The 22,397-nt window shown below is 44.7% G+C and carries 15 protein-coding genes and 1 pseudogene; 3 read left to right on the forward strand and 13 right to left on the reverse strand.

Annotation, left to right across the window (positions count from 1 at the left end):
- Position 1: 1 nt before the first annotated feature.
- From QNH28_RS21820 to QNH28_RS21865, 10 genes are all read right to left on the reverse strand, one after another.
- Positions 2 to 1,600, reverse strand: a complete 1,599-nt coding sequence (locus QNH28_RS21820; protein WP_283908526.1) for a response regulator transcription factor — start codon at positions 1,598 to 1,600, stop codon at positions 2 to 4.
- Positions 1,575 to 3,347, reverse strand: coding sequence for a cache domain-containing sensor histidine kinase (locus QNH28_RS21825; RefSeq protein ID WP_283908527.1), 1,773 nt, complete (start codon positions 3,345 to 3,347; stop codon positions 1,575 to 1,577). Before QNH28_RS21825 ends, QNH28_RS21820 begins: the two co-directional genes overlap by 26 nt.
- Positions 3,348 to 3,479: 132 nt before the next feature.
- Positions 3,480 to 4,844, reverse strand: a complete 1,365-nt coding sequence (locus tag QNH28_RS21830) for an ABC transporter substrate-binding protein (RefSeq protein WP_283908528.1) — start codon at positions 4,842 to 4,844, stop codon at positions 3,480 to 3,482.
- 139 nt (positions 4,845 to 4,983) lie between these two features.
- On the reverse strand, positions 4,984 to 5,766 hold the full coding sequence (locus QNH28_RS21835) for a carbohydrate ABC transporter permease (protein WP_283912227.1): 783 nt from the start codon (positions 5,764 to 5,766) through the stop codon (positions 4,984 to 4,986).
- A gap of 63 nt (positions 5,767 to 5,829) precedes the next feature.
- Complete coding sequence (locus tag QNH28_RS21840) at positions 5,830 to 6,729, reverse strand: carbohydrate ABC transporter permease (protein WP_283908529.1); 900 nt, start codon at positions 6,727 to 6,729, stop codon at positions 5,830 to 5,832.
- A 294-nt stretch (positions 6,730 to 7,023) separates the two neighbouring features.
- The gene (locus tag QNH28_RS21845) at positions 7,024 to 7,455 is read right to left on the reverse strand and encodes a MarR family winged helix-turn-helix transcriptional regulator (protein ID WP_283908530.1); all 432 of its coding nucleotides are present in this window, start codon (positions 7,453 to 7,455) and stop codon (positions 7,024 to 7,026) included.
- A gap of 156 nt (positions 7,456 to 7,611) precedes the next feature.
- A complete protein-coding gene (locus QNH28_RS21850; RefSeq protein ID WP_283908531.1) occupies positions 7,612 to 10,542 on the reverse strand; it encodes an insulinase family protein in 2,931 nt (976 codons plus the stop codon).
- A gap of 151 nt (positions 10,543 to 10,693) precedes the next feature.
- Positions 10,694 to 11,167 (reverse strand): YhjD family protein, encoded by a 474-nt coding sequence (locus QNH28_RS21855; protein WP_283908532.1) that lies wholly within the window; start codon positions 11,165 to 11,167, stop codon positions 10,694 to 10,696.
- On the reverse strand, positions 11,164 to 12,426 hold the full coding sequence (locus QNH28_RS21860) for a DNA polymerase IV (protein ID WP_283908533.1): 1,263 nt from the start codon (positions 12,424 to 12,426) through the stop codon (positions 11,164 to 11,166). Before QNH28_RS21860 ends, QNH28_RS21855 begins: the two co-directional genes overlap by 4 nt.
- Positions 12,419 to 12,616, reverse strand: a complete 198-nt coding sequence (locus QNH28_RS21865; protein WP_283908534.1) for a hypothetical protein — start codon at positions 12,614 to 12,616, stop codon at positions 12,419 to 12,421. Before QNH28_RS21865 ends, QNH28_RS21860 begins: the two co-directional genes overlap by 8 nt.
- 318 nt (positions 12,617 to 12,934) lie before the next feature.
- Between QNH28_RS21865 and QNH28_RS21870 the strand changes: the two genes are divergently transcribed.
- Positions 12,935 to 13,813 carry a helix-turn-helix transcriptional regulator gene (locus tag QNH28_RS21870; RefSeq protein WP_283908535.1) on the forward strand — a complete coding sequence of 293 codons (879 nt, stop codon included), beginning with the start codon at positions 12,935 to 12,937 and terminating at the stop codon, positions 13,811 to 13,813.
- A gap of 911 nt (positions 13,814 to 14,724) precedes the next feature.
- On the opposite strand, the gene QNH28_RS21875 is transcribed toward QNH28_RS21870, so the two are convergent.
- On the reverse strand, positions 14,725 to 16,908 hold the full coding sequence (locus QNH28_RS21875; RefSeq protein ID WP_283908536.1) for an alpha-galactosidase: 2,184 nt from the start codon (positions 16,906 to 16,908) through the stop codon (positions 14,725 to 14,727).
- Between the two features lie 266 nt (positions 16,909 to 17,174).
- A complete protein-coding gene (locus QNH28_RS21880; RefSeq protein ID WP_283908537.1) occupies positions 17,175 to 19,640 on the reverse strand; it encodes a beta-mannosidase in 2,466 nt (821 codons plus the stop codon).
- 131 nt (positions 19,641 to 19,771) lie between these two features.
- Between QNH28_RS21880 and QNH28_RS29755 the strand changes: the two are divergent.
- Both QNH28_RS29755 and QNH28_RS21890 read left to right on the forward strand, forming a co-directional pair.
- Positions 19,772 to 20,005, forward strand: a pseudogene (locus QNH28_RS29755) (cupin domain-containing protein); the annotation flags it as partial.
- Positions 20,006 to 20,125: 120 nt separating this feature from the next.
- Entirely contained in the window at positions 20,126 to 20,623 is a 498-nt protein-coding gene (locus QNH28_RS21890) for a helix-turn-helix domain-containing protein (RefSeq protein ID WP_283908539.1), read from the forward strand.
- A gap of 68 nt (positions 20,624 to 20,691) precedes the next feature.
- Here the strand turns inward: QNH28_RS21890 and QNH28_RS21895 are convergent, their stop codons facing one another.
- A complete protein-coding gene (locus tag QNH28_RS21895) occupies positions 20,692 to 22,305 on the reverse strand; it encodes an extracellular solute-binding protein (protein ID WP_283912228.1) in 1,614 nt (537 codons plus the stop codon).
- Positions 22,306 to 22,397: the final 92 nt, after the last annotated feature.

Genomic DNA, 22,397 nt, shown 5'->3' on the forward strand with positions numbered 1-22,397 from the left:
CTCAATGCCAAGCCGCATATTCACTGGGCCTCATGCCCATTTCTCGTTTAAACAGCTTGATAAAATAACTTTTGTTGGCATAACCCAGATACTCGGAGATCTCTTCCACAGTCTTTCCAGACTGATTAAGCAGCTCTTTTGCCTTTTGAAGCTTTAGCATATTTACATATTCAATGAAATTCTGGTTTGTTTCCCTTTTGAAGAGACGACTAAAATAGCTGGCATTCAAGTTCAGGCGTCCAGCCATGTCCTCTAGCGTTATTTTCTCCGTTACATGACTAATCACGAACTGCTGGGCTTTGATAACCTCGCTCCGTTTGGACTTAATGGAGAAAATACTTATTTTCCGCGCTAATTCCTCCAAGTACTGAACTAACCAATCTTCCAAATGCTCTAGGGTTTCAATGTCACCCACCACGCTGAACAGCTTCTCTTCGGCCATAGGCAATGGAGATTGCAGCAGCTGTTTCGTCTTCATTTGCAAGTCCATCAGCAAGCGGAGCACACATTCCTTGACTTCATTGGGATGGAATTTTTGCGAGTACACCCATTCTCGCCATTCCTTTATATGAACGCGAAGCTCCGTGTCCCTGTTCAGAGCAATATCATCATTGATAACAGCGTACAGGCTTCCATATTCGGCATAAATATCTTCCATTGAAAAGCAAATCTCTTCAAAACGGTGGATTCCTGCCGTAGGAAAATAAAAGCGTTGGCTCTTCTCCCTTAACATCCGTTGCAGTGTTCCGCGAATTTCCTCAGGACTGCGCGCCTCAGCGCCAAATATGCAGGAGACGGACAGCTTGAGATATTTCTGCACTGCAGATGCTGCATTTTGAATAGAATGATAGATCGCTTGGTGGTCTTTGGATGGCTTGTCGCTACAAAAGAGAATGACAATTTCCTTATGGCTGTATCTCGAAATAAACAAGCTGTGATCAGCCTCAAGCACTTCCTGCATGATATTCTCAACTGCAAAAGAAATCGTATATTCACTCATCCGGCGCACCCTTGAAGCTTCCTCAGGTCGGTCAATTACAATAAGCAACGGAATATAATTCTTAGCATGGATCAAGATTCCGTTTGACCTGGCTTGCTCGATCCAAGCCTCCTTGTCCCAGGACTGATACAGTGTATCTTTTAGAAACTTTTCCTTCAACGCGGCGCGGTTTTGAGACTGTTTTTGCTTATAAACTAGCATTTCTGAATGCTGCTTCCTATTCAAACCCACTTCCGTCACAAGGGTTTTAAGGGCTTGCTGTAGCTGCTCGATATCCAGTGATTCCTTTAAAATGTATTCTCCTACGTTTAATTTCAGCGCCTGCTGAGCGTATTTGAATTCGTTGTGGCAGGAGAGAATGATCGCACGGGTTCCGGGCTTCACTGCTCTGAATTTCTCAAGCATCTCCAGACCGTTCATCTTGGGCATGCCAATATCGGTAATGATCAGATCTGGTGGATTCAGCTGTGCTTTTTCCCAAGCCTCGAGACCGCTATAATAACATCCGATAAGTTCAATACCGAGTTCGCTCCAAGGTACGGCCTGCGACAAATAACGGATAACCGGATAGTCATCATCCACCAATATTGCCGTCAGCATTCACCACACCCACCTTTCCCTCATTCAGTGGAAACTCCAGACAAATCTCCGTACCCACATCAGGTTCGCTTTGAATATTCAGCTTGAAAGAAGCGCCATAAATCATACTGAGGCGTTGGGCCACATTGCGTAAGCCTATGCCAGAGAAGCCTTTTCTGTCCTCTTCTGCAATTTGCTCACTGCTGTATGCGGTTTCACGAAGCCTTTTTAAATTCTCCTGTGACATTCCCATGCCATTATCCTTAATCGTGATAACCAGCGTTCCGGTAGTTGCAATTATACGAGCATCAATGTAAATCTCACCACCAAACTGCTCGAAACCATGGATGATGGCGTTCTCGATCATTGGCTGAATCATAAAGCGAGGTACTAGCGCTTCAGCGCTCCCATCCGCTAAATTCATTTCCAGCCTGACCTGATTGGCATGACGAAAATTCATCAAAGTCACATAATGAGATATCGTGTCTGTCTCCTCACGAAGCGGGATAAACTCATTGTCTCTGTTAAAGGTCATACGGAGCAAAGACGACAGCGAACCAATCAGCTCGGCGTTCTCCTTGTCTCCTTGCATCAGAATATTTAACCGGATCGAATTCAACAGATTAAACATGAAGTGCGGATTGATCTGCGCCTGCAACATCTCTAATTCAGCTTTTCTTTTTCCCGTTTGCTCATAAGTAATTTGTTCAATCATAGACTCGATTCGATCTAGCATTTGGTCTATGGTGCGGGCTAGCTGTGCCGCCTCATTATTTCCTCGAATGAATGAACGTTCGTCCAATTGACCACGACCAATTCGCTTTACAAAAGTACTTAATTTTACGATAGGCTGAGTTAGCTTAGAGATAAGAACGGTTAAGAGAACGGAAAACAAGGTAAAGAATAGAATTTGCACGGCTAAGCTGATAAATAAAATCTGTTTATTCTTTGACAATGCCGCCTTCATAGGGATAATGCTCACCATCTGCCATCTGTTGCTGCTCAGCTCCTGGTCAACATACAAAAATTTCTCCCCACTGATCTCGACAGTATCAAGCTCACCATCCTTTTTCCACCACGTCATCGTTTCACCAATTTGAGCCTTATCAGCATGCGAGACGACAGTTCCCTTGTCATCCAAAAGCATCATCTCTTTGCCATTGTCGTTATTCAGATAAGGGCGGAGTTTACGCTCATTAATGTTGATAATCATATATCCGATCGTGCTACTGGAAGTCGATTGAATGGGTCTCGCAATGGTTACCCAATTAGCTGAGTCCTTATCCGAGTAGTTATAGTAAGTATCGTGTTCCGCTTTCCAATAGGTCGAGATAGGTTGAATCTGTTTCATCAGCGACATCCATTGCTCGTTATAAAAGGTTTTCGGATTGAAGTCACTGTAAGGATAGCTGGTATAAATAAATCCATTTTTTCCTATCAGCGTTACTTTCAAATATTCTGTTAGAACGAACATATCATCCAGCATCCGTGACATACGGTTGTACTGGATGATTTCCTTCGCTGAACGGAGCGTTTCTGCATCGGCAGACATCATCTGCCTGATTTCGCTGTTCTGAAGCACGAAATTGGACTGCTCCAGCGTTTGTTCAAAAATGGCATTCATATTGGCACTGGATGCATTGAGAGATTCTCTTGCGCTGCCAACGGCCTTCTCCAGAATCAGATCCCGGGTTAAATAATCTGTAACCATGTAAATGCAGACTAGCGGGATCAGTACGCAGATCATTGAAGACCAGACAAGTTTCATTCGAAGTGATTGATGCTTTCTAAACACGGATGACAGGCCCCATATCTGTTTTAAATTTGGAGCAGGAGGCAGAAATGCTTTCCTGCCCCCACATTATAAGCCCCCTTGGGGAAGCCTACAATCAGTCTCCGCCTACTTTCCGCTGTTGTTCTGAACGACTTCCGAAATTTTCTTATCGATATTGGCAACGGTGACATCCAGATCCTGTTGGCCAAGGAGATACATTTCCGCTTCTGGAATAACGTTGTTCTTCGCTTCATCCGCATATTTAGCCGGAACTTGCGTCGCACCAGGTGTCGAATTCTCCATCGTATATTTCAGGGAATCAACATCAATCTTAGATGGATCCTTAGAACCACTCACAATCGTATCCACCAATTTGTTCGTATCCGATTTCGCCCAGCCAGAGAAGACACGTCCGCCGATTTCCAGTCCTTCTGAGGTATACCAGCGCACAAAGGTGTAAGCAGCTTCCTTATGCTTAGATTTAGCAGCTATCCCCATATAGGTTGGCTGAACAGGTGAGTAATGTTTGCTCTCACTATCCAGTCGAGGGATCGGGGCAAACGCTGTAACGAAGGTTGCTGGAATGGCATCCGTTCCACCCGATTCTGCAACCATCCAGTCTCCCATCGGAAGCATCGCTGCTAAACCGTTAAAATACTGATTCCGGTAGGCAAGTTTCTGCGAAATAATATCCTCATAAGGAGTTGCACTCTTATCCTCGTACATCATTTTCTTCATCATCTGCAGATTAGCCTTAAACTGCGGGTCCAGGGCATTGGAGGTTCCGTCAGCTTTCAGAAAAGTATTATTCTCAGGTTTACTCATTAGCTGGAGTTGGAAATAATCCGGCCAATTGTGCAAATATGCGCCAAAACGCTTCGTTGCACCCTCACCCTTGGTCAGTTTCTTGGCATACTCTTCGAAATCCGCCCAAGTCCAGTCGGTCGGAACCGGCAGACCAGCCTCATCTAGCATTTCTTTGTTGAGGAGCACGAACCAGCGCTGCATAGAAGACGGTAACGCATAGATTTTGCCATTGACCGAAGTGTCCACTAGGTATTCATCTGAGAGCTTATACCCTTCTTTCTGAATATAGTCGTCCATCGGTGCTAACAAACCGATATCTGCACGCTGCGAATAGTTGGTATACGGCAGTTCGACAATATCCAGCGGATCACTTGCAGCGGCCATCAAATCCAGCTTCTGCATGGAAGCTACAGAATCGCCTTTTTCATTTAGTAGATCCACTTCTACATGAATGTCGGGATGCGCCTTCTCAAACTCTGCGATAATCGTGCTCCACTTCGCTTTGGCTTCCGTCTGCCAGGTACTCAGCTTCAGCGTAACCTTCTCTGCTGCAGGCTCCTTATTTCCACCAGCATCAGGCGCATCTGTTGCTCCTGCATTATTTGTTTTCGCATTTCCACCGCAAGCAGCCAATGACAACGCCATAGATGTGATCATAAGCACGGATAATAATTTCTTTTTCATATAGACCCTCCTATTAATGTGTTGGGTATACCTCGCTTTACAGCCAAAGCTATGTAACTGCTTACAAGAACATCCTAACATGCAGGATAGACGAGGAAAGTTCTCATATTCTACCGAAGAGAAACTATTTTGACTTTTATTATCCTTTCACGCCTCCGAGGGCAATTCCCTCAATAACCTGCTTCTGACCGAGAGCAAAAATAATCAGCAGTGGCAGAATTGCAGATACCGCACCAGCCATCATGAGGGAATAGACATCCCCATATTGGTCCCCAAACAACCGAATACCTAACTGAATCGTAAACAGCTCTTTAGATTTCAAAAAAATGAGTGGATACTGATAGTCGTTCCAGGTCCAGATAAAACGCAGAATAGCATAAGTAGCTACAGCGGGACGGATCAGCGGAAATGCAATTTGTAGAAAAGAGCGAAAATGACCTGCTCCATCCATCCGCGCCGATTCAAGATACTCGTTGTTTACCCCCATAAAAAATTGCTTGAGCATAAACGCACCAATAATACTAAAGCTGTTAATTAAGATCAATCCTAGGTGCGTATCAATCAGATTCAGCCAGTTAAACAGTAGAAACTGTGGAACTAGCGAAGCCTGCGGAGGAACCATGTAAAGCGCCAAGACAACTACAAACATGGCATCTCTACCCGGAAAACGTAGCTTGGAGAATCCATAAGCAGCCAGTGCGCATATCAGCACATTAATTATAGTCGTGGCTAGCGTAATATAAATGGAATTTCCATAATAGCGAGCGAAGTCACCCGACCAAACCTGTTTATAATTTTCAATGAGGTTCCACTGCTGTGGCAACCATTGAATTGGAAAGTTAAATACATCTTTCTCCAGTTTAAAGGAAGTGGACAACATCCATAGAAATGGTAAAAGAAATGCGATGCCTAGCAGGCCCATTGCGATTGTCCAGATGGTTCTGGATAGAAGCTCTTTTCTCACTGTAATTTCTCCTTTCTGCCTTTAATAATTGACCCATTTTTTTTGCGCTAACATCTGCAGGGCTGTAATGATCAGGCAGATGAGGAACAGGACAAGTGCCATACTAGAAGCATAACCCGTCTTTAACTGGTTGAAGGCAGTGTCATATAGCTCATATACGATAACTGTCGTGGAGTTAGCAGGTCCGCCTTGTGTTAGTACTTGTATTAGATCAAAGATCTTAAAGGAGCCGATGACCCCCGTAACCAGCAAGAAAAAGGTGGTTGGGGAAATGCAGGGAACCGTGATATTGCGGAATTTCCGCCAGCTATTGGCGCCATCAATATCAGCTGCTTCATAAAGATCCTTCGGAATGCTCTGCAACCCTGCGATAAAAATAATAATGTTGTAACCGAGCTGAATCCAGATTTGGATCAACATAAGCGACGGCAAAGCATAATGAATATCAGCTAACCATTTTGGCGGATTACTCCACCCCAGTGACATCAGGAATTGATTGACAGGTCCTAGTGAGGGATGGAACATTACCTGCCAAACCATAGCGATGGCAACTACACTGGAGATGTACGGAAGGAAATAAATCACTTTAAACAAATCCTTCAGAAACACCTGTTTATCAATCAAGATAGCCAGCAATAGCGCAACGATGATCGTAACCGGTACTGTGATAATAAAGAGCAGATTGTTCAGCAAGCTTTTCATAAAAGCATCATCATGAAAAAGCCTTATGAAATTATCCATGCCCGCGAACTTAATCCCCCCTAGCCCAGCCACAAAGTTCCAGTTCGTGAAGCTTAACAGCAGTGAGCCCAGCACGGGGATCAACGTCAAGATGACCAGCCCCAACATAAGTGGAGCGACGAATAAATACCCAGCGATTGCTTCGCGTGTATCCATTTTAAGATGAAATTTTCGTATCATAGTTCTCCTCCTTTACTTATCCATAATTGTAGAAAAAGTAGGCGGTGATCATAAGAACTATAATTGTTCATTTTGGAACTAATTTTACCGATCCTTTAGTTGCGAAATCTTCTAGACAACCAAATATAAACACCTTTGGCGTCCTTATAAGGACGCCAAAGGTGTTTATGCGAGAAATATAAGACATAAAGTATATTGTAAAACTTATACTTTCTTATATTTGCAAAAAAGCGCGAGCCAAGCTCCCGTCATCCACTACATTCATTTCTCGTATAATAGAGATCCTCCGAACTTTTATAGACTTGAATTTACTTTCTGTAGTAAAAACTTTAAGGTTGCAGTTTCTTCTGAGCTGAGTGCTTTTGTAATGCTTGCTTCTACCTCAGAAAAAATCTCATTAAACTCCTCAACCAACAGAGCACCCTTTTCCAAAACAAAAATACTCTTCTGTCGTTCATCATTCTCAGGAGTGACTCGCTTGATATAGCCTTTCTTCTCTAGCCCCTGAAGCATGCTGGTGATGCTCGCTCCTTTTCTATTAAAGACCTCCGCCAAATCCTTCTGAATAACACCTTTTTCTTGATTTTCAAAAATATAGCTGATCATATGTCCTTGCTGTGAATTCAAACCTAGCTCATTTAACCTAGCGTCAGCTGTACTTTTTATTTTCATCCCGATCTCTCGAATCAAATTAGAAAAAGGTGTATTTTCAACGTGTTTGTTCATTATTAATTCCTCCTCATACCTATTAGTTAGAACACTTCCTAGCATCATTATCCTAATAGTTAGAATTCTAACTGTAAATGTTCTAACTAAATTTAAAAAGCTCCTCTCCAGCACTTGTCGAGTAGACAGGTACTGAAAAGGAGCTATTAGAGCATTTTACTTCACAAGTTCCTCTAAACTTCCGAATAATGCTTTTGTCGATTTCAGCTTCGACGCATTGCCGACCACTGTGAAATAGTTCTGTTCCGTCACAGCCTTAAGTAAATCGGCGTACTGTCTGATGTCTTCCGGTGTGGTCGACAAGATTTCATCCCGTTCTTGCTGTAGCTCGGCTTCCGTCACCTGTTCAAAATAATGTCGGTCTGCCCGCCGCCCCTGAGCGCTGGGACTAAGTGGCTGGTCCAGCATGGACAAGGTGCCGATGATCGCTTTGGTCATCTCGTCGGCATCTGCTTCATATCCCTCAGCAAAACGGTACGCCTGATCATAAACCTCCAGCGTCTCCTGCAAATTCGGATCACGGTAGGAAGTGAACATCAGCATCCCATCTCTGCGCAGAACCAGGTTTCCACCATAGGCACCGCCCTTCACACGCACCGCATTCCACAGATAGGTGAGGCTCAAGATTTTTTTGAGCACCTGCATTTTGCCGGAATACGTGAATCCTAATTTAGTAAAGTTGTATCCCTTGACCACATATTGTACCTGGCTGGAAGACATAAATCCTTCATTGTTTGCATGTCCCTGCGCCGTAATCTTTGGCATACTCACTACTGGTCGATCCTGGATATCCAGCCTCGCAACATTATTGGCGAATTCCTCATACAAGTCAGGTGTTCCGGTCACGCTGATGATCAAATTGTTTTTATTGAACAAAATCCCACAGATGTCCTTCAGTGTGTCTGCCACCTGAGCTCCCTGTTGGTCGAATGTCTCAGCAAGCTCACGGATAAAGCGGTAATAAGTTACACCGCCCTGTTGCTCCTGATACGCTCCCATATCCGAGAAATAGGACATCAGGCGGCTGGCCGCAATCTCATTCCCTCTTTGATTCAGAATCGATTCCATCTGCGAGGCTTCCCGGCGGACGATTTCCTGCAGCTTAGTCAGATTGTCAAGCGCACTTGTATAGAGGATCTCTCGCAGCAGATCCAGTGATTCACCAATATGCCCCGCCATCACCTTCACCAACGCAGAGAATTTAGGCTGATAACCCGCCCCCGTAGCTTTTGCAGCGCCAAAGAGCTCATTCCTGAAATATATGCCCCCGGTTTTGATCCCGATTTCACTGGTAAGCTCTTCAATGCTGTAGGATGCAGTCCCCATTTGGCCCAATACCTCTGCCAATAGTACCAAATAAGGAACTCGTTCAGGAGCTATAACACCCGTATCCCAATAAAGCTTGCAGTAGGCAATCTTATGGGTAGCTACCTCATGGTGGATCACCTTTATGCCCTCATGGGTTTGTTCATGGGTCGGCACCTGAGGTTCTATGCTCCGGTTAATGTCCTGTAGCGACAAGCTCGGTAGCTTCTGCAAATCTTCGGCTGCATCCGGACGACTCTGCCGCGCCAAGAGGTTCTGTGTACGCTGAACTAGTTGCCCTAGTTCGTCTGGTTGCAGTGACGCTTTGTATTCACTCAATTGATGCTGAGTGGATGCTTCCTTTTCAGCTGCGATCGTCTTGGACGGGTTCAGCACCACCAGACTGCAATGATCACTGTTCAGCAAATAATCCTCAATCAGCTTCTCAAAATAACGGTCCGCAAGCTTTTCCCGAATGGCCGTGAGCACCTCTTCATAGCGCATGTGAGTAGTCGGCTGACCGTCATAGAGCCAGGACTTCATCACTTCGATATTGTAAGTAAGACCCTTCGGATACTGGTTAAAGTCCCCTTCCCGCAGTTCAAATTCCTTGCTGTTGACCGCTGCCAGCACCAGCTTCTCATCTAGTCCGTCCTGGGCCAAACGCTTTAATGTAGTCTTCACCAGCTCCACGAAGGCATCTTTGGAGGAGGCATTGGAATGCGTCAGCGTAATGCCAAGCAGCGGTTGAACCATACTGTCAGAATAAAAAGCAAACGCGTCTTTGCCCAGTCCGCTTTCGAGCAGGGCTTGCTTGAGCGGAGCTGCGTTGCTGTCCATCAGCATACTTTTTAAAATATCAAAAGCCAGGTTCAGTTCCCGATTTGTAGAGGTTCCAATCACATAATTTAGACTCAAATAAGTCTTGTCTGTGGCGGCTTCTGCTTCCAGAATCGGATAATCCGCTACCAGCTCCGTCATTCCAATGGGCTGTTGTAGGGGAATGGAAGTATCGAAGCTGTTTCGTTCATAAGACTCAAGATATTCTTGGTCTATAAATTGCAGCTTTTCTTCAATATTAACGTCTCCGTAGAGATAAAAATAACTGTTGGACGGGTGATAATAATTACTGTGCGCCTTAAGAAACTGCTCATACGTTAGCGCAGGAATCTCCTGTGGATCTCCACCTGAGGAATGGCGGTAAATCGTGTCCGGATACAATGTCTTTTTGATTCTGTCCATCAATACCGTAGTCGGCGAGGAATAAGAACCCTTCATTTCGTTGTAAACCACGCCTTTATAGATAAGCTCATCTTCGGTATGCCGAAGCTCGTAATGCCAGCCCTCTTGCTCAAAGATTTCTTGTTGCTTATAAATATTTGGCTTAAAGACACTATCCAGATAAACCTCCACCAAATTGGAGAAGTCCTGATCGTTCCGGCTCGCCACTGGATACATCGTCTTGTCCCCAAACGTAAATGCGTTCAGGAACGTCTGCATTGAGCCTTTCAGTAATTCTACAAAAGGTTCCTTGACCGGATATTTCTCTGAACCACATAATACGGAATGCTCCAAAATATGAAAGACCCCTGTACTATCCTCAGGTGGGGTCCTAAAGCTTACGCTAAATACCTTGTTGTCATCCTGATTCTGCACGAACAGCAGCCTGGCGCCGCTCTTTAGATGTTCCAGCGTAAATACGTTGGATTCGTTCTCCCGGATATATTCCTCATTAACGACCTGAAATCCATAATAAGTGTTCCCTGTGATCAAACAGCTCATAGATTTCCCTCCTCTGTTTAGGGATATGATAACTCTACATGAGCTTATCATATCCCTGGGCGATTATTCCATCAGTAGAAGGTTTCCGGGATTAATTTCTGGTTCACATAAAACAAGACCACGCCAGTATAATCACTGAAAAAGCCTTGTTTTATTTCAAATGATCTTTTAATATTGCTCCGAGTTCAGCTGTGTATTTAGTTAACCTTAAGCTTATCTCTGTACGCATAACATCTCGAGTTAATCCAAAGCGTTCCTGATATCCTCGGCAAAAGATTTTGTAATACACCAAGAATTCCTCCTGTTCATCTGCCAGCACCCTGATATTTCGCTGTTTCAGCCCTTTTTGCAGCCGATAGGTATCCTGCATGATCCGGCGTTGAATGGCTTGACCAGCCATCAAATAGGCACGTTTAAGAATGTTGCTGGAGGGCTCAATCTCTTTCAGGCTCTTGCTAACCATAGTATCTATATAAGGAAGCAAAATGAGGTCTCGAACCATCGTACGTTCCTCCATAGTTATCATTTTATCTGGGTGCTCACGCTGCTGTTCCTCGTACTGCTCAACATGCTCGGTCATGATCATTTTCGTTTTCCAGCGTTCATTACCCTCAAGTTTACTCATTTATAGTGACCTCCAATCTGTTCAGCTCTTTCTAGGGCAACACCGGATTCAAGCATAGATGAAGCTCTGATTAGAGCTTTACTGCCATAACGGGCTTTTATTTGATCGATTGCACGTTCTTTGTTGTAAGCCCGAACCCTGTCATCAAAGAGTGTAAGTTGGATGACGCTATCATCTGATAGGTTAGACAAGGAAATCGCTAATCGACCTATCGGGAGACCCGACCAGTTGTCTGCAAATAATTTTTGCGCAGCTGCAGCTACTTCGTGTGTTAGTGATGTTGGTTCGGGCAATGTCATCTGGCGCTCGTAAGCGTTTGAACGCTCTCCGTCCGTCTCAAAAACTGAAATAGATACTACCGATCCCATATAACCATACCGCCGAGCTCGCTGGCATACTTCAATGACAAGCTCAAGCAGCACAACCTCAATATCCGTATGCCTGGTGTATAAATTCCAGCGCAAAGCCTTGCCATGTCCCACTGATTTGATTTGATGACGCATTCCTGTGACCACTGGACTAGGATCTAGCCCTCGCGCAGTTTGCCAATAATATTCCGCTTGAATATCACTTTGCTTGCCCATGGTAGTTCGCATTCGTTGCTTAAACTCTGACAGTTCCATTCGCGCAATATCTCCAATTGTGGATATACCCATACGCCAAAAATTCTTGGTCATTCTAGCCGCTACCATAAACATATCCTGCACGGGAAGTTTCCAAAGGGTCGTCTCTAATTGGTCAAAAGAAAGTTCATAGATCCCATCCTTCATCTTTTTGGCGTAGTTATCTGTCGCCATCTTTGCCATAACCTTAGTAGATCCAATACCTACCCGTGTCCAGACTCCCGTCGAAAGTAAAACATGGTGCTGAATTTTATGAATCATATCCTGCAGCGATCCTCCGAAATACGCAAGAGATCCTGTAACATCCAGAAACTGCTCATCGATACTGTAGGGTTCTACCAGATCGGTATATGTTCGGTAAATCTCTGATATTAAGAGTGATACTTTAATGTAAGTCCCCATACGTGGTCTTATTACGATTAGCTCTGGGCATTTTGCTAAAGCTTCACCTACACGCGAAGCCGTTGTTACCCCCTTCGCTTTTGCAAGCGGGCAGGCTGCCAACACAATACCGTTCATTCTTGTTGGATCCCCTACTGCAACAGGTTTATCTCGATATTCAGGGTGGGCAGCTTTCTCCACAGAGGCGTAAAATGCCTGGCAATCAGACAGTAGAATGACGCGATTCTTAGGCATGACGTTGTTCCTGCACGGGTTGCCATGAAAGAATATTTGCTTCCAAGAATATGCGAGGCGTTCCTTTAGTTAGACAGCTTGCTCGTATGCGGCCGTCACGGATACTGTGTATTTCAATTTTCCGCTGGCTGATATTTCTCGCTTTATCCTGATATATAATTTCAATTATTTGGCCGATGCTGATTTGCATGCGATCGCCTCCATAAAAATAAGAACACTTGTTTGTATTATATGCGTAATCGGGAATTTTAAGCAACAAAAAAGGTGAGGTAATTTCCCCCACCACACCGGATCTATTTTTTTAGAGCTGAGAATAATCTAACCCAAACCGAACGAGATCACAGTTCATTAGAGTGCATCCATATGCTATAAAAAATGAGTATCCAGCCTTGCGTATTCAACAGAGATTGAACAGATAACGAAAAAAGTTTACACTTTGATAGAGTAAACAACAGTAGTAAATTATTGATCTGTACTCAAAAGCTTTTTCTAGAAAGGAAAGTTGCTAATGTTCCGTTCCTCCTACACCTTTCGCTCGGAAGAAGAAGCTTCCATGCTTCTGTTTGATTCTATCGGCTGGGAACAACTTGATTCACCTACCTACTCCTTCAACGGCCAGAACCGGACGGAGAGAAGTTGTGTTATTTTTCAGTACACATTATCTGGAGAGGGTAGAATTGAAATAGATGGGGTTGTTCATCGGTTAACGAAGGGCAAAGCTTTTCTAGTGACTGTCCCCAGCATACACAGGTACTATTATCCGGAAGAAGGCACCGAGCCTTGGGAAGTTTTATGGCTCAATCTACGGGGGCCTTTAGCGATTTCACTTTGGAACCAACTCGCTGCTCATTGCGGTCCAATTGTAGAACTCCCCCAAGAATCGGTTTCGATTGATTTATTGTGGAGTACATTCAAGGACATTCAGGTTCATGAAGAAAGAGATTTGCATCTTTTAACGGGAAAAGTCTTTCAATGGATCTTGTCCATGGAGAAATACCTCAAGAAACCAAATTTGTTAACCACCTATATAAAAAATGACAAGCTTCACGCCGCTATTCAATTTATGAAGGATGATCTGCATAATAATAATCTAAGCTTAGACGATGTTGCCGCTCATGTTGGTGTTTCCAAGCATCATCTTTGCAGACTGTTTCAAAAAAACATCAATCTTTCACCCTTTGAGTATTTAAAAAGACGGCGGATCGAGTTGGCAGCTTCTAAACTTAAAACAACAGATTTGAGTATCAACCAGATTGCGACGGAAACCGGATTTGATAATGCCAGCTATTTCGGAAAGGTTTTTCGGTCCTATTTTGGGGTCAATCCTTCGACGTACCGCGAGCAGGATCTAGAGTTCCAAACCAAACATGTATTTTTCGAGAATTGATTCAGCGTGGTGCACCCTTTCGAGGTCATAATCGTCGAATCATAAACCCTGCTGGTTCCGAGTCATCACCATGCCCCCGCTACTTTCGAATCATAACCACCTCCTTTGGCTATTGGACTCAGATGACGCTATTTGCCAATTCTTCGCCTTTTGAGCCTAGTTTCGGACTCCAGTGCAGCTATTCACTCGAAAGTGACTAATATTAGGTGGTTTTCGTGACAATAGCGACTATGCTGTCCGACAAAACTCCAAATGTGTGAAAATGTCGCGTTTAGCGGCATCTGAGTCCGACTCATAACCACCCCCTCTGGCTTCCGGACCCAAATGACGCTATTTGCCACTTTTCGTCCTTTTAAGCTTAGTTTCGGACTCCAGTGCAGCTATTCCCTCGAAAGTGACTCATATGGGGTGGTTTTCGTGCCAATAGCGACCATGCGGTCCGACAAAACCCCAAATGTGTGAAAATACTGCGTTTAGGGGCATCTGAGTCCGAGTCATAACCACCCCCTCTGGCTTCTGGACCCAAATGACGCTATTTGCCACTTTTCGTCCTTTTAAGCTTAGTTTCGGACTCCAGTGCAGCTATTCCCTCGAAAGTGACTCATATGGGGTGGTTTTCGTGACAATAGCGACTATGCGGTCCGACAAAACTCCAAATGTGTGAAAATGTCGCGTTTAGCGGCATCTGAGTCCGATGCGGCATCTGAGTCCGATAGCGGCGGCTGAGTCCGATAGCGGCATCTGAGTCTGATAGCGGCGACTAAGTTAGTATCTTGCTGGCGCACCCATTCAGCCGCCATCTCCCGCTGGGACTCACCCTATTCGTGAGCAACTTCGGACGCGCAACGAAAACTCAAAAAAAGGGAGGGTATCCCAAAGCCAATGGCTTGTGGGACTACCTCCCTCTTTTATTAAACTTCTTTAAGTACAATGAGTAAACTCTTGAAATCGCCCTCAAGCTGTGGAAGGGAGAGTCCGAAGTGCATCAGCTCATCCCCTCTGTATACTTCACCGTTAAGCTCAAGTTTGTAGTTTTTAGCTGGGTCGAGTCCTTTCAACCGCAATCTGCGGAGAGGTGCATTAGGCTCGGCCAGAACTCTGAAATACGTGGCAAAAGCTTCTTTTTTATCATCCGAAACAAACATCCACGCAGTCTGATTCCCCTCAAATGGACTAAGCAGTCGATAGAAATCACCGAACTGAATCAGCATTCTCAGTTCTTTGTACTCAGAAACCTGCTTGCGGATATCTTCGCGTTCAGCTTCAGTGAGCTTGGTCATATCTAGTTCGTAGCCGAAGCTACCAGACATCGCGACATGACCACGTGTTTCCAAAGGCGTGATACGGTGCACCTGATGGTTAGGAACAGCCGATACGTGAGCACACATAGAACTTGAAGGATACACAATACTTGTTCCATATTGAATCTTCAATCTTTCAACGGCATCTGTATCATCGCTAGTCCAGGTCTGTGGCATATAGTGCAGCATTCCTGGATCAAAGCGTCCACCACCGCCGGAGCAGCTCTCGAATAGAATATGTGGGAATCGGGTGACGATACGTTCCAGCACATCATACAGCCCAAGAATATAACGGTGAGCCGTTTCGCGTTGACGTTCCGCTGGCAGAAGAGCAGATCCAATCTCCGTCATATTCCGGTTCATATCCCATTTCACATAAGTAATCGGAGCCGATGACAGCACGGAGCTAACCGATTCTACAATATAATCACATACATCCTTACGGGATAGATCCAGAACAAGCTGCTGGCGAGCTAACGTTCTTTTGTGCCCTGGTACATGAAGACACCAGTCCGGATGCTTACGATAAAGATCGCTTTCTGGCGATACCATTTCCGGTTCGAACCATAATCCGAATTCCATGCCCATTGCCGTAATGTCTTCCCCGAGTTTTCCGAGACCCTCTGGAAGCTTGCGGCGATCCTCTACCCAATCTCCGAGTGAGCTATCATCATTGTCTCGCTTCCCAAACCAGCCGTCATCCAGAACAAACAGTTCAAGGCCAAGGTCTTTGCCTGCTTGAGCAATTTCTTTGATTTTATCTGCGTTGAAATTAAAATAGGTCGCTTCCCAGTTGTTGATGAGAATAGGGCGCTTCCGATCACGAAACTCGCCTCTGCATAAACGGGTCCGGTACAGACGGTGATATGTTCTTGATAATCCACCAAGTCCTTGACTGGATCTTACCAGCACAGCTTCAGGAGCCTGGAAGGATTCTCCCGGTTCAAGCAACCATTGAAAATTAAAAGGTTGAATGCCGATGCCCACTCTGGAAATGCCGTATTGATCCACTTCCGCTTGCGCAAGAAAGCTTCCGCTATACACAAGGCTGAACCCGTATACTTCACCGTGATCCTCTGTTGCATCTTTTGCAAGCAAGGCCATAAACGGATTCTGCTGGGAGCTACTAGCGCCGCGCTTACTGTCAATTCGTTGGATACCAGGTACGAGTGGTCTTTTGTGAATATGACGTTCTCTCGTCCAAGTACCAGATAATTGCAGCATGTCATAATCAGAATCATGGAAGTCAACATTTGCGCTTAACACACGCTTCAGCACCACATTGTCATTACCTTGATTCTCAATCCGTACAGAACGTGTGATCACATCTTGATTATTAAACACGGTGTAGCTCAATACAGCAATCAGTCCGCTTTTGTCATCCTGAAGAAAAAGTTCCAGTGTCTCTGCTTCTTCTTCACTTTCAACATAAGTGGATGGCAGTCCCGTTAATTCAGGCTTTCCTTTATTGAGCTTATAGCTCTTATACAGGAAATCCGTAACGGTCGTACCATCTACCAATTGAACCTCAAGCGCTGGTTCCCGGAAGTCACCATTCCCATAAGACGGAAATTCACTTGGAATAGTGTCAAGGGAGATTCTCTTGTCCTCCATCGTATAGGTCGGGCTAAAGGAGCAACGTTCCACTAAATTCAGCGGTTGTACTATTCCTTCTAATTTAGGACCCCAATAGACATGCGCTGGAAGCTCACCTCTAACGACTTCAATAACGTAGCTGGATTGCTCAGACTGTAAATGAAAAACCTTGCGGCTGTCATCATAATAAATACTCATAATATCCTCCTACTCTTCTTATCAGATCTTGTTGTAATATAACTGGCTTAATTTATCTTGTTGTTTGAAGTCTATTTTAAAGATAATTGGAAGGGGATACAATCTTAATATCTATACCTTGAATAGTAAAATATTGATCTATAAAAAAATCAACTTCATGTTATTAAGCATTGCAAAACAATAAATGATTATTAGCAGCTATAGTAAAAAAAATACATAAAAAAGAGGCCCCAGGTTAAGGGCCTACTTCCTGTGAATCTTCCTATTTAAATATCAAAAACAGAGCGTACAGTAAGCTGTGCACGAAGTTCTTCCGCCGTAGCTGGCTTATCGAGATCTTTTTTAGCAATTGTAATGGTCCTAGTTGTGCCACCCGACATATCAAAATAGTTGTCGCTGAAGATGGCATCTCTTGCCTTGAAGTCTAGGCCGACAAAACGAGCATAAGCCTTAGCCTTCACAGAAATGACGAATTGCTCTTCTTCCTCGGTAAGTACCGCTTCAAGCTCAGGGTCAACGAAGCTAAAATGCTTCGGCTTAACAAACAGGACCGTTCCACCGCTCTTCGTCTCGCCATCTACCTCAAAAGAATACTCCAGATAAGTCTCACGTTTCTTCCCTTTCGTATCCAGGATGCGGCCGAAATCAAGCTGCTCGAACTCATCAGTGCTTAACGCGGCAATCTCCACTGGCTTTGTACCTTCCAGCAAGACCTCCGATGCCCGAGTGAGCAGTCTCCAACTCAGTTCACCAATAACTTGTTCTCTGCTTTCGTTAGAGACATGAAGGGAGACCTTCGTTCCTTCGTCATGGGCAGAAACAAGAATCGGCGCGAAGAAATGTTTAGCCGCATAATGCATGGCCTTCCACCGGCCATAATAGTCGATACTAGACCAAGAAGCTACCGGCCAGCAGTCGTTCAACTGCCAATACAATGCACCCATACAGCGCCCTCTATGTCTGCGCCAGTGCTCAACGCCGCAGCGCATCCCTTCTGCTTGGATCAACTGCGAGGCATATAGAACAGACTCGAAATCTTTCGGATATTTGTAGGTCTCCCCGATATAGTAGAGAATTTTCTCATTCCCGGTATTGTTCTTCTGATGAGACTCCATCACATAAGAGAAGATATTGCGATCCTCCGGAAGCGTGAACGATTCGATAGTCTTCAAGCCCGGAAAAGACTGCAATCCGAATTCAGACATATAGCGCGGATATAGCTTCCGGTAATCGGTAAACGGTTCCTTCCCATGCCAGACCCCCCAGTAATGCATATCTCCGTAATTCTCGTCATTCGGCTTGTCAAAGCTACCCTTGGAGGAGGGTGAAGCACGCCAATAGAAGGTATTCGGATCAATTTCTTTAGCGATTGCCGGTAGAAGCACCTCATATTGCTTAATATAATCTGCCTTAAGCTGCAGTGAGTAATGCTTCTCCCAGTCCCATTCGTCCCAAGCCAGCTCCTGCTCGTTGTTGCCGCACCACAAGCCTAGCGAAGCATGATGGCGAAGACGTTTCATGTTATCGATGGTCTCGTGAGTGATATTCTCCTCGAAGGCTTCCGTCAGAGCATAAATACCGCAGGCATACAGATGATCCTGCCAGACGATGAGGCCATATTCATCGCAGAGATCATAGAAATAGTCATCCGGATAATACCCGCCACCCCATACGCGAATCGTATTGAAATTGGCAGCGACACAGCTTTGGAGCAAGCGATCCGTGCGATCCCTAGTCACGCGAGGTAGAAGATTGTCTTCCAGAATATAGTCGGCACCTGTAGAGAAAATAAGCACACCGTTGACTTCAAAAGCAAACGATTCTCCCCACTGATCTTCTTCCTGCTTCACAGTAATGGTTCTAAGTCCAATCCGCAATTCTCTACGATCTAACTCCTGCGCCTTTTCCTGAATTACAACCTCTACGTTATACAGTGGCTGAGCACCGAGATTATTCGGCCACCACAGCTCTGGCTCCATAATTTCCAGTGCAATATGATGATCCGTCCCAATCATTTCAGACACACGATGCTCCATGCACAGACCCGCTGGTGTGTGAACTTTAACCACAATTTCTCGATCAGCCGCTTGCCAGCTCTCTGTTCTAACTCGAACATCCAGCATGACCTTATCCTTCTCATGGAATTGAGTAATATAAACATCATCAAGGCGAGCACTGTTGTAGCCCTGAATAGAGAGACTACGCCAGATTCCTAGATCGGGTAACTTTGGACCCCAGTCCCAGCCGAACATGGAGTGTGCTTTGCGCAGATGCGATATCCCCTCTACCGCATCAGCACATCCACTGAGCGGCAATTCTGCTTGCTTCCGTATAGTGAATTCTACTGGGGAGCGAAAAATGGCGTGGATAGTATTATCACCAGGCGTCAATACAGACTTGATATCCACTTCATACGTCCGGTGCATATTGTCACTGTTCAGAATATTAGTTCCGTTCAGGTAAAGCTCACAAAGCGTATCCAACCCTTCACACAGCAGAAATACTCGATCATGTTCTAGTACGCCTGCTTCCAGCTGAAAACTACGCTTATATTCGTAATCGTAATTGGACAGTTCCAGAACCTCATACTCCTGCTCGCGGTAGAACGGATCTGGCATTTCACCAGCATTCAATAAATCATGGTAGACGGAGCCTGGCACACTGGCTTCCAGCCATTTCGGTTCATGAAGCCGTTTCATTTCCCATTTTCCGTTTAGATTGACAAGTTGCATATTTTCGCCTCCACAAATGTGCTATTTTGACTTCTTGTTTTAAAATCTTAACAATAATATGTATACATATCTTCTATTGTTTTCGCAAAAATAGTGTGCTATTTTAACATCAATAACACTGGAGGAAAAACATGATCAAATACACCGAGGCAAGCCATATTAACCCCGAATTGCTAGCTGATCCCTTCTGGGTAGAATCTCTGAGTCAGGTATCCCCAGAACATACGCATGATTTTTATGAATTTTTCATACTCACTGAAGGTCGATGCCGGCATATCGTCAACGGGGCTACCCAGCTTCTTCAATCTGGCTGCCTTGTCTTCATCCGGCCCAATGATACCCATCGCTATGAAGCTGACGGGGATAGCGATTGCCGCTTTCTGAACATTCCCTGCCGAAAAAGTCTCATTAATGATGCCTTTAGCTACCTGAATGAAGAAGAATTCCTGCAAGGGCTATTAAATACTCCGCTCCCTAGAATCGCCATGTTATCTCAACTGGAGATGGATGATTTCATTCGTTCTTTCGAACGCATCAGAATGCTCTCTACCTTAGACAAAGTAAAGTCCAGAATTTATCTGAAAGGAATACTCGTAGATACACTTACCCAGCATTTTTTCTCTCCACAAACCATCGAGCAGCCAGAATTCCCACTGTGGCTTGAACATGCCGTTTCCAAGATGCATCTAAAAGAAAACTTAAACAAAGGTCTTCATGCCCTGTACGAGTTGTCGGGCAGAAGCGCCGGTCATGTCAACCGGGCCTTCCGCCAGTACCTGAACCAGACACCGACAGAATATATCAATCAACTTAGGCTCAACGTGGCACGTAATCTGCTACTTACTACTGAACTACGTGTGGTCGAAATTGCTCTGGAGTCCGGCTTTGACAATGTAAGCCATTTCTATCATCAATTCAAAAAGTACTATCACCAGGCCCCGCTAGATTTCCGCAAAAATACACATGCTAATAGACTAGTTTAATTATTATTTGAAAACATAGAAAAAGGCTCCCCCTCTGCCTGAATGCAGAGAGGAAGCCCTTACAATAATTATTTTGAATTCCACAATTCCATACGTTCAGCGTACTTCTGGTTGAAGATTTCTTCTACTTTTTCATCCCCAGCTTTTTTCATATCCGCAAGCATCTTGTCGAATGTGGAATTGGCATCGGCTTCAGTTGAAGCAATAATCACTCTCGTAATGCTTTGATCCATAATATCTTTTACCTTCTGAGCAGTCAGTGCTTCAGGTGTTCCGCCGTCAGGACTGAGATTGTCATATTCCGCAGTATCCCATACGGAATCTCCAAGACTCTTAATCGCCATTTGATCTACTTCACTGCGTTGATATTTAACCGCCATATCGTAAGGCTGTTCATTTGCATCCAGACCATTCTTGATAAACCACAACCATTTACGGACACCGCTCTTTTTCACTGTGTCGTCCCAGTTTTCCTTGAAGCTATCCAAGAATGCAGGGTCCGGTTGTCTCTTGCCATCCACCATGGTGTATTGAACGCCTTCTTGGCCCCACAGCAGTAAATGCTGTCCTTCATCACTTGCCAAGAAATTGAACAGCTTCATTGTTTCTTCAGGGTGCTTGTTATTCTTAGTAATAGCGATGGCATCCCATCCAAGCGAGCTTCTTGGTCCAAATGTCGTTTGGGCAGGGTCTACACCTGGGGCAACAACCTTGTAAGGGAAGAGTTGATTATCTTCTCCGCCATCCTTCTTCAAAGTTCCATTCCCGTTACCTGGATCCCAATAAGCGCCTGGTGTGGAGAATACTGCGCCGGTAGCCAGCTTTTGAACCCAAGTTTGTGTTTTGCTAATGGCAAATTCCTTCTCAACCAGACCTTCTCTGTATAATTTATTCACATAGAGCAGCATTTCACGATACTTTGGATCTTTAACATCATATTGTAATGTTCCATTGTTATCATAGTAGGTTTTCAGACCCCACATACCTTTGAACGTTCCAAGGTTAGCGCCCATATTCTCGCCGTTCATGGTCATTGGAATGGATTCTTTTCCATCAATCGTCTTATTTTTTGCTTTAAAATCCTTCAGAATGGCTTCTAACTCATCTGTTGTGAGCGGTGTTGTGCCATCTGCTTTGTCTGGAGCCAGATCTGCAAGCAGATTTTTTCTCATCAGCATCCCGAAGACTGGATCACTATCTAGTCCGTACCAGTTTGCCAAGTAATAGTTCTTTCCGTCTTTATAACGAGTCTTGGTCAGTGTGTCACCATACATTTCCTTGATATCAGAGCCATTCTTCTCAATCAACTCATCGAGTGGAACGAACGCACCGCTTGTAATGTACTTATCGAGGGAAGCATCCCCACGGCTCATCACGACTACATCCGGATAGTCTCCACTGGCAAGCATCAAGCTTAGCTTCTCTGTCGGATTTCCTGTTGGTTGCTGAATAGAGATCTCAATGCCAGTCTTTTTTGTGATTTCCTGAGCGACTGCATCGGTAAAAGGCTCTCCCTTAGTATTTGAATCAAACCATGTAAGTGTAATCGGCTCTTGTTTTGTATTGTCTCCAGCCGCGTTATTTGTATTGTCTTTTCCGTCATTAGAGGAGCAGCCCGCTAATAAACCAACGGATAATGCGGCAGTCATACTTACACTCAACCATTTGCTTTTCTTTATCATAGACACCCTAATTCCTCCCATTAAGTAAATTACTTTACAATTCTAACCAAGCAAGTCTATCCGCTCACCCCCCTTCAGGGCCGCCAGCTGGA

The sequence above is a fragment of the Paenibacillus sp. G2S3 genome (genome assembly GCF_030123105.1).
In the GTDB taxonomy this organism is placed as follows: Bacteria; Bacillota; Bacilli; order Paenibacillales; family Paenibacillaceae; genus Paenibacillus_AQ.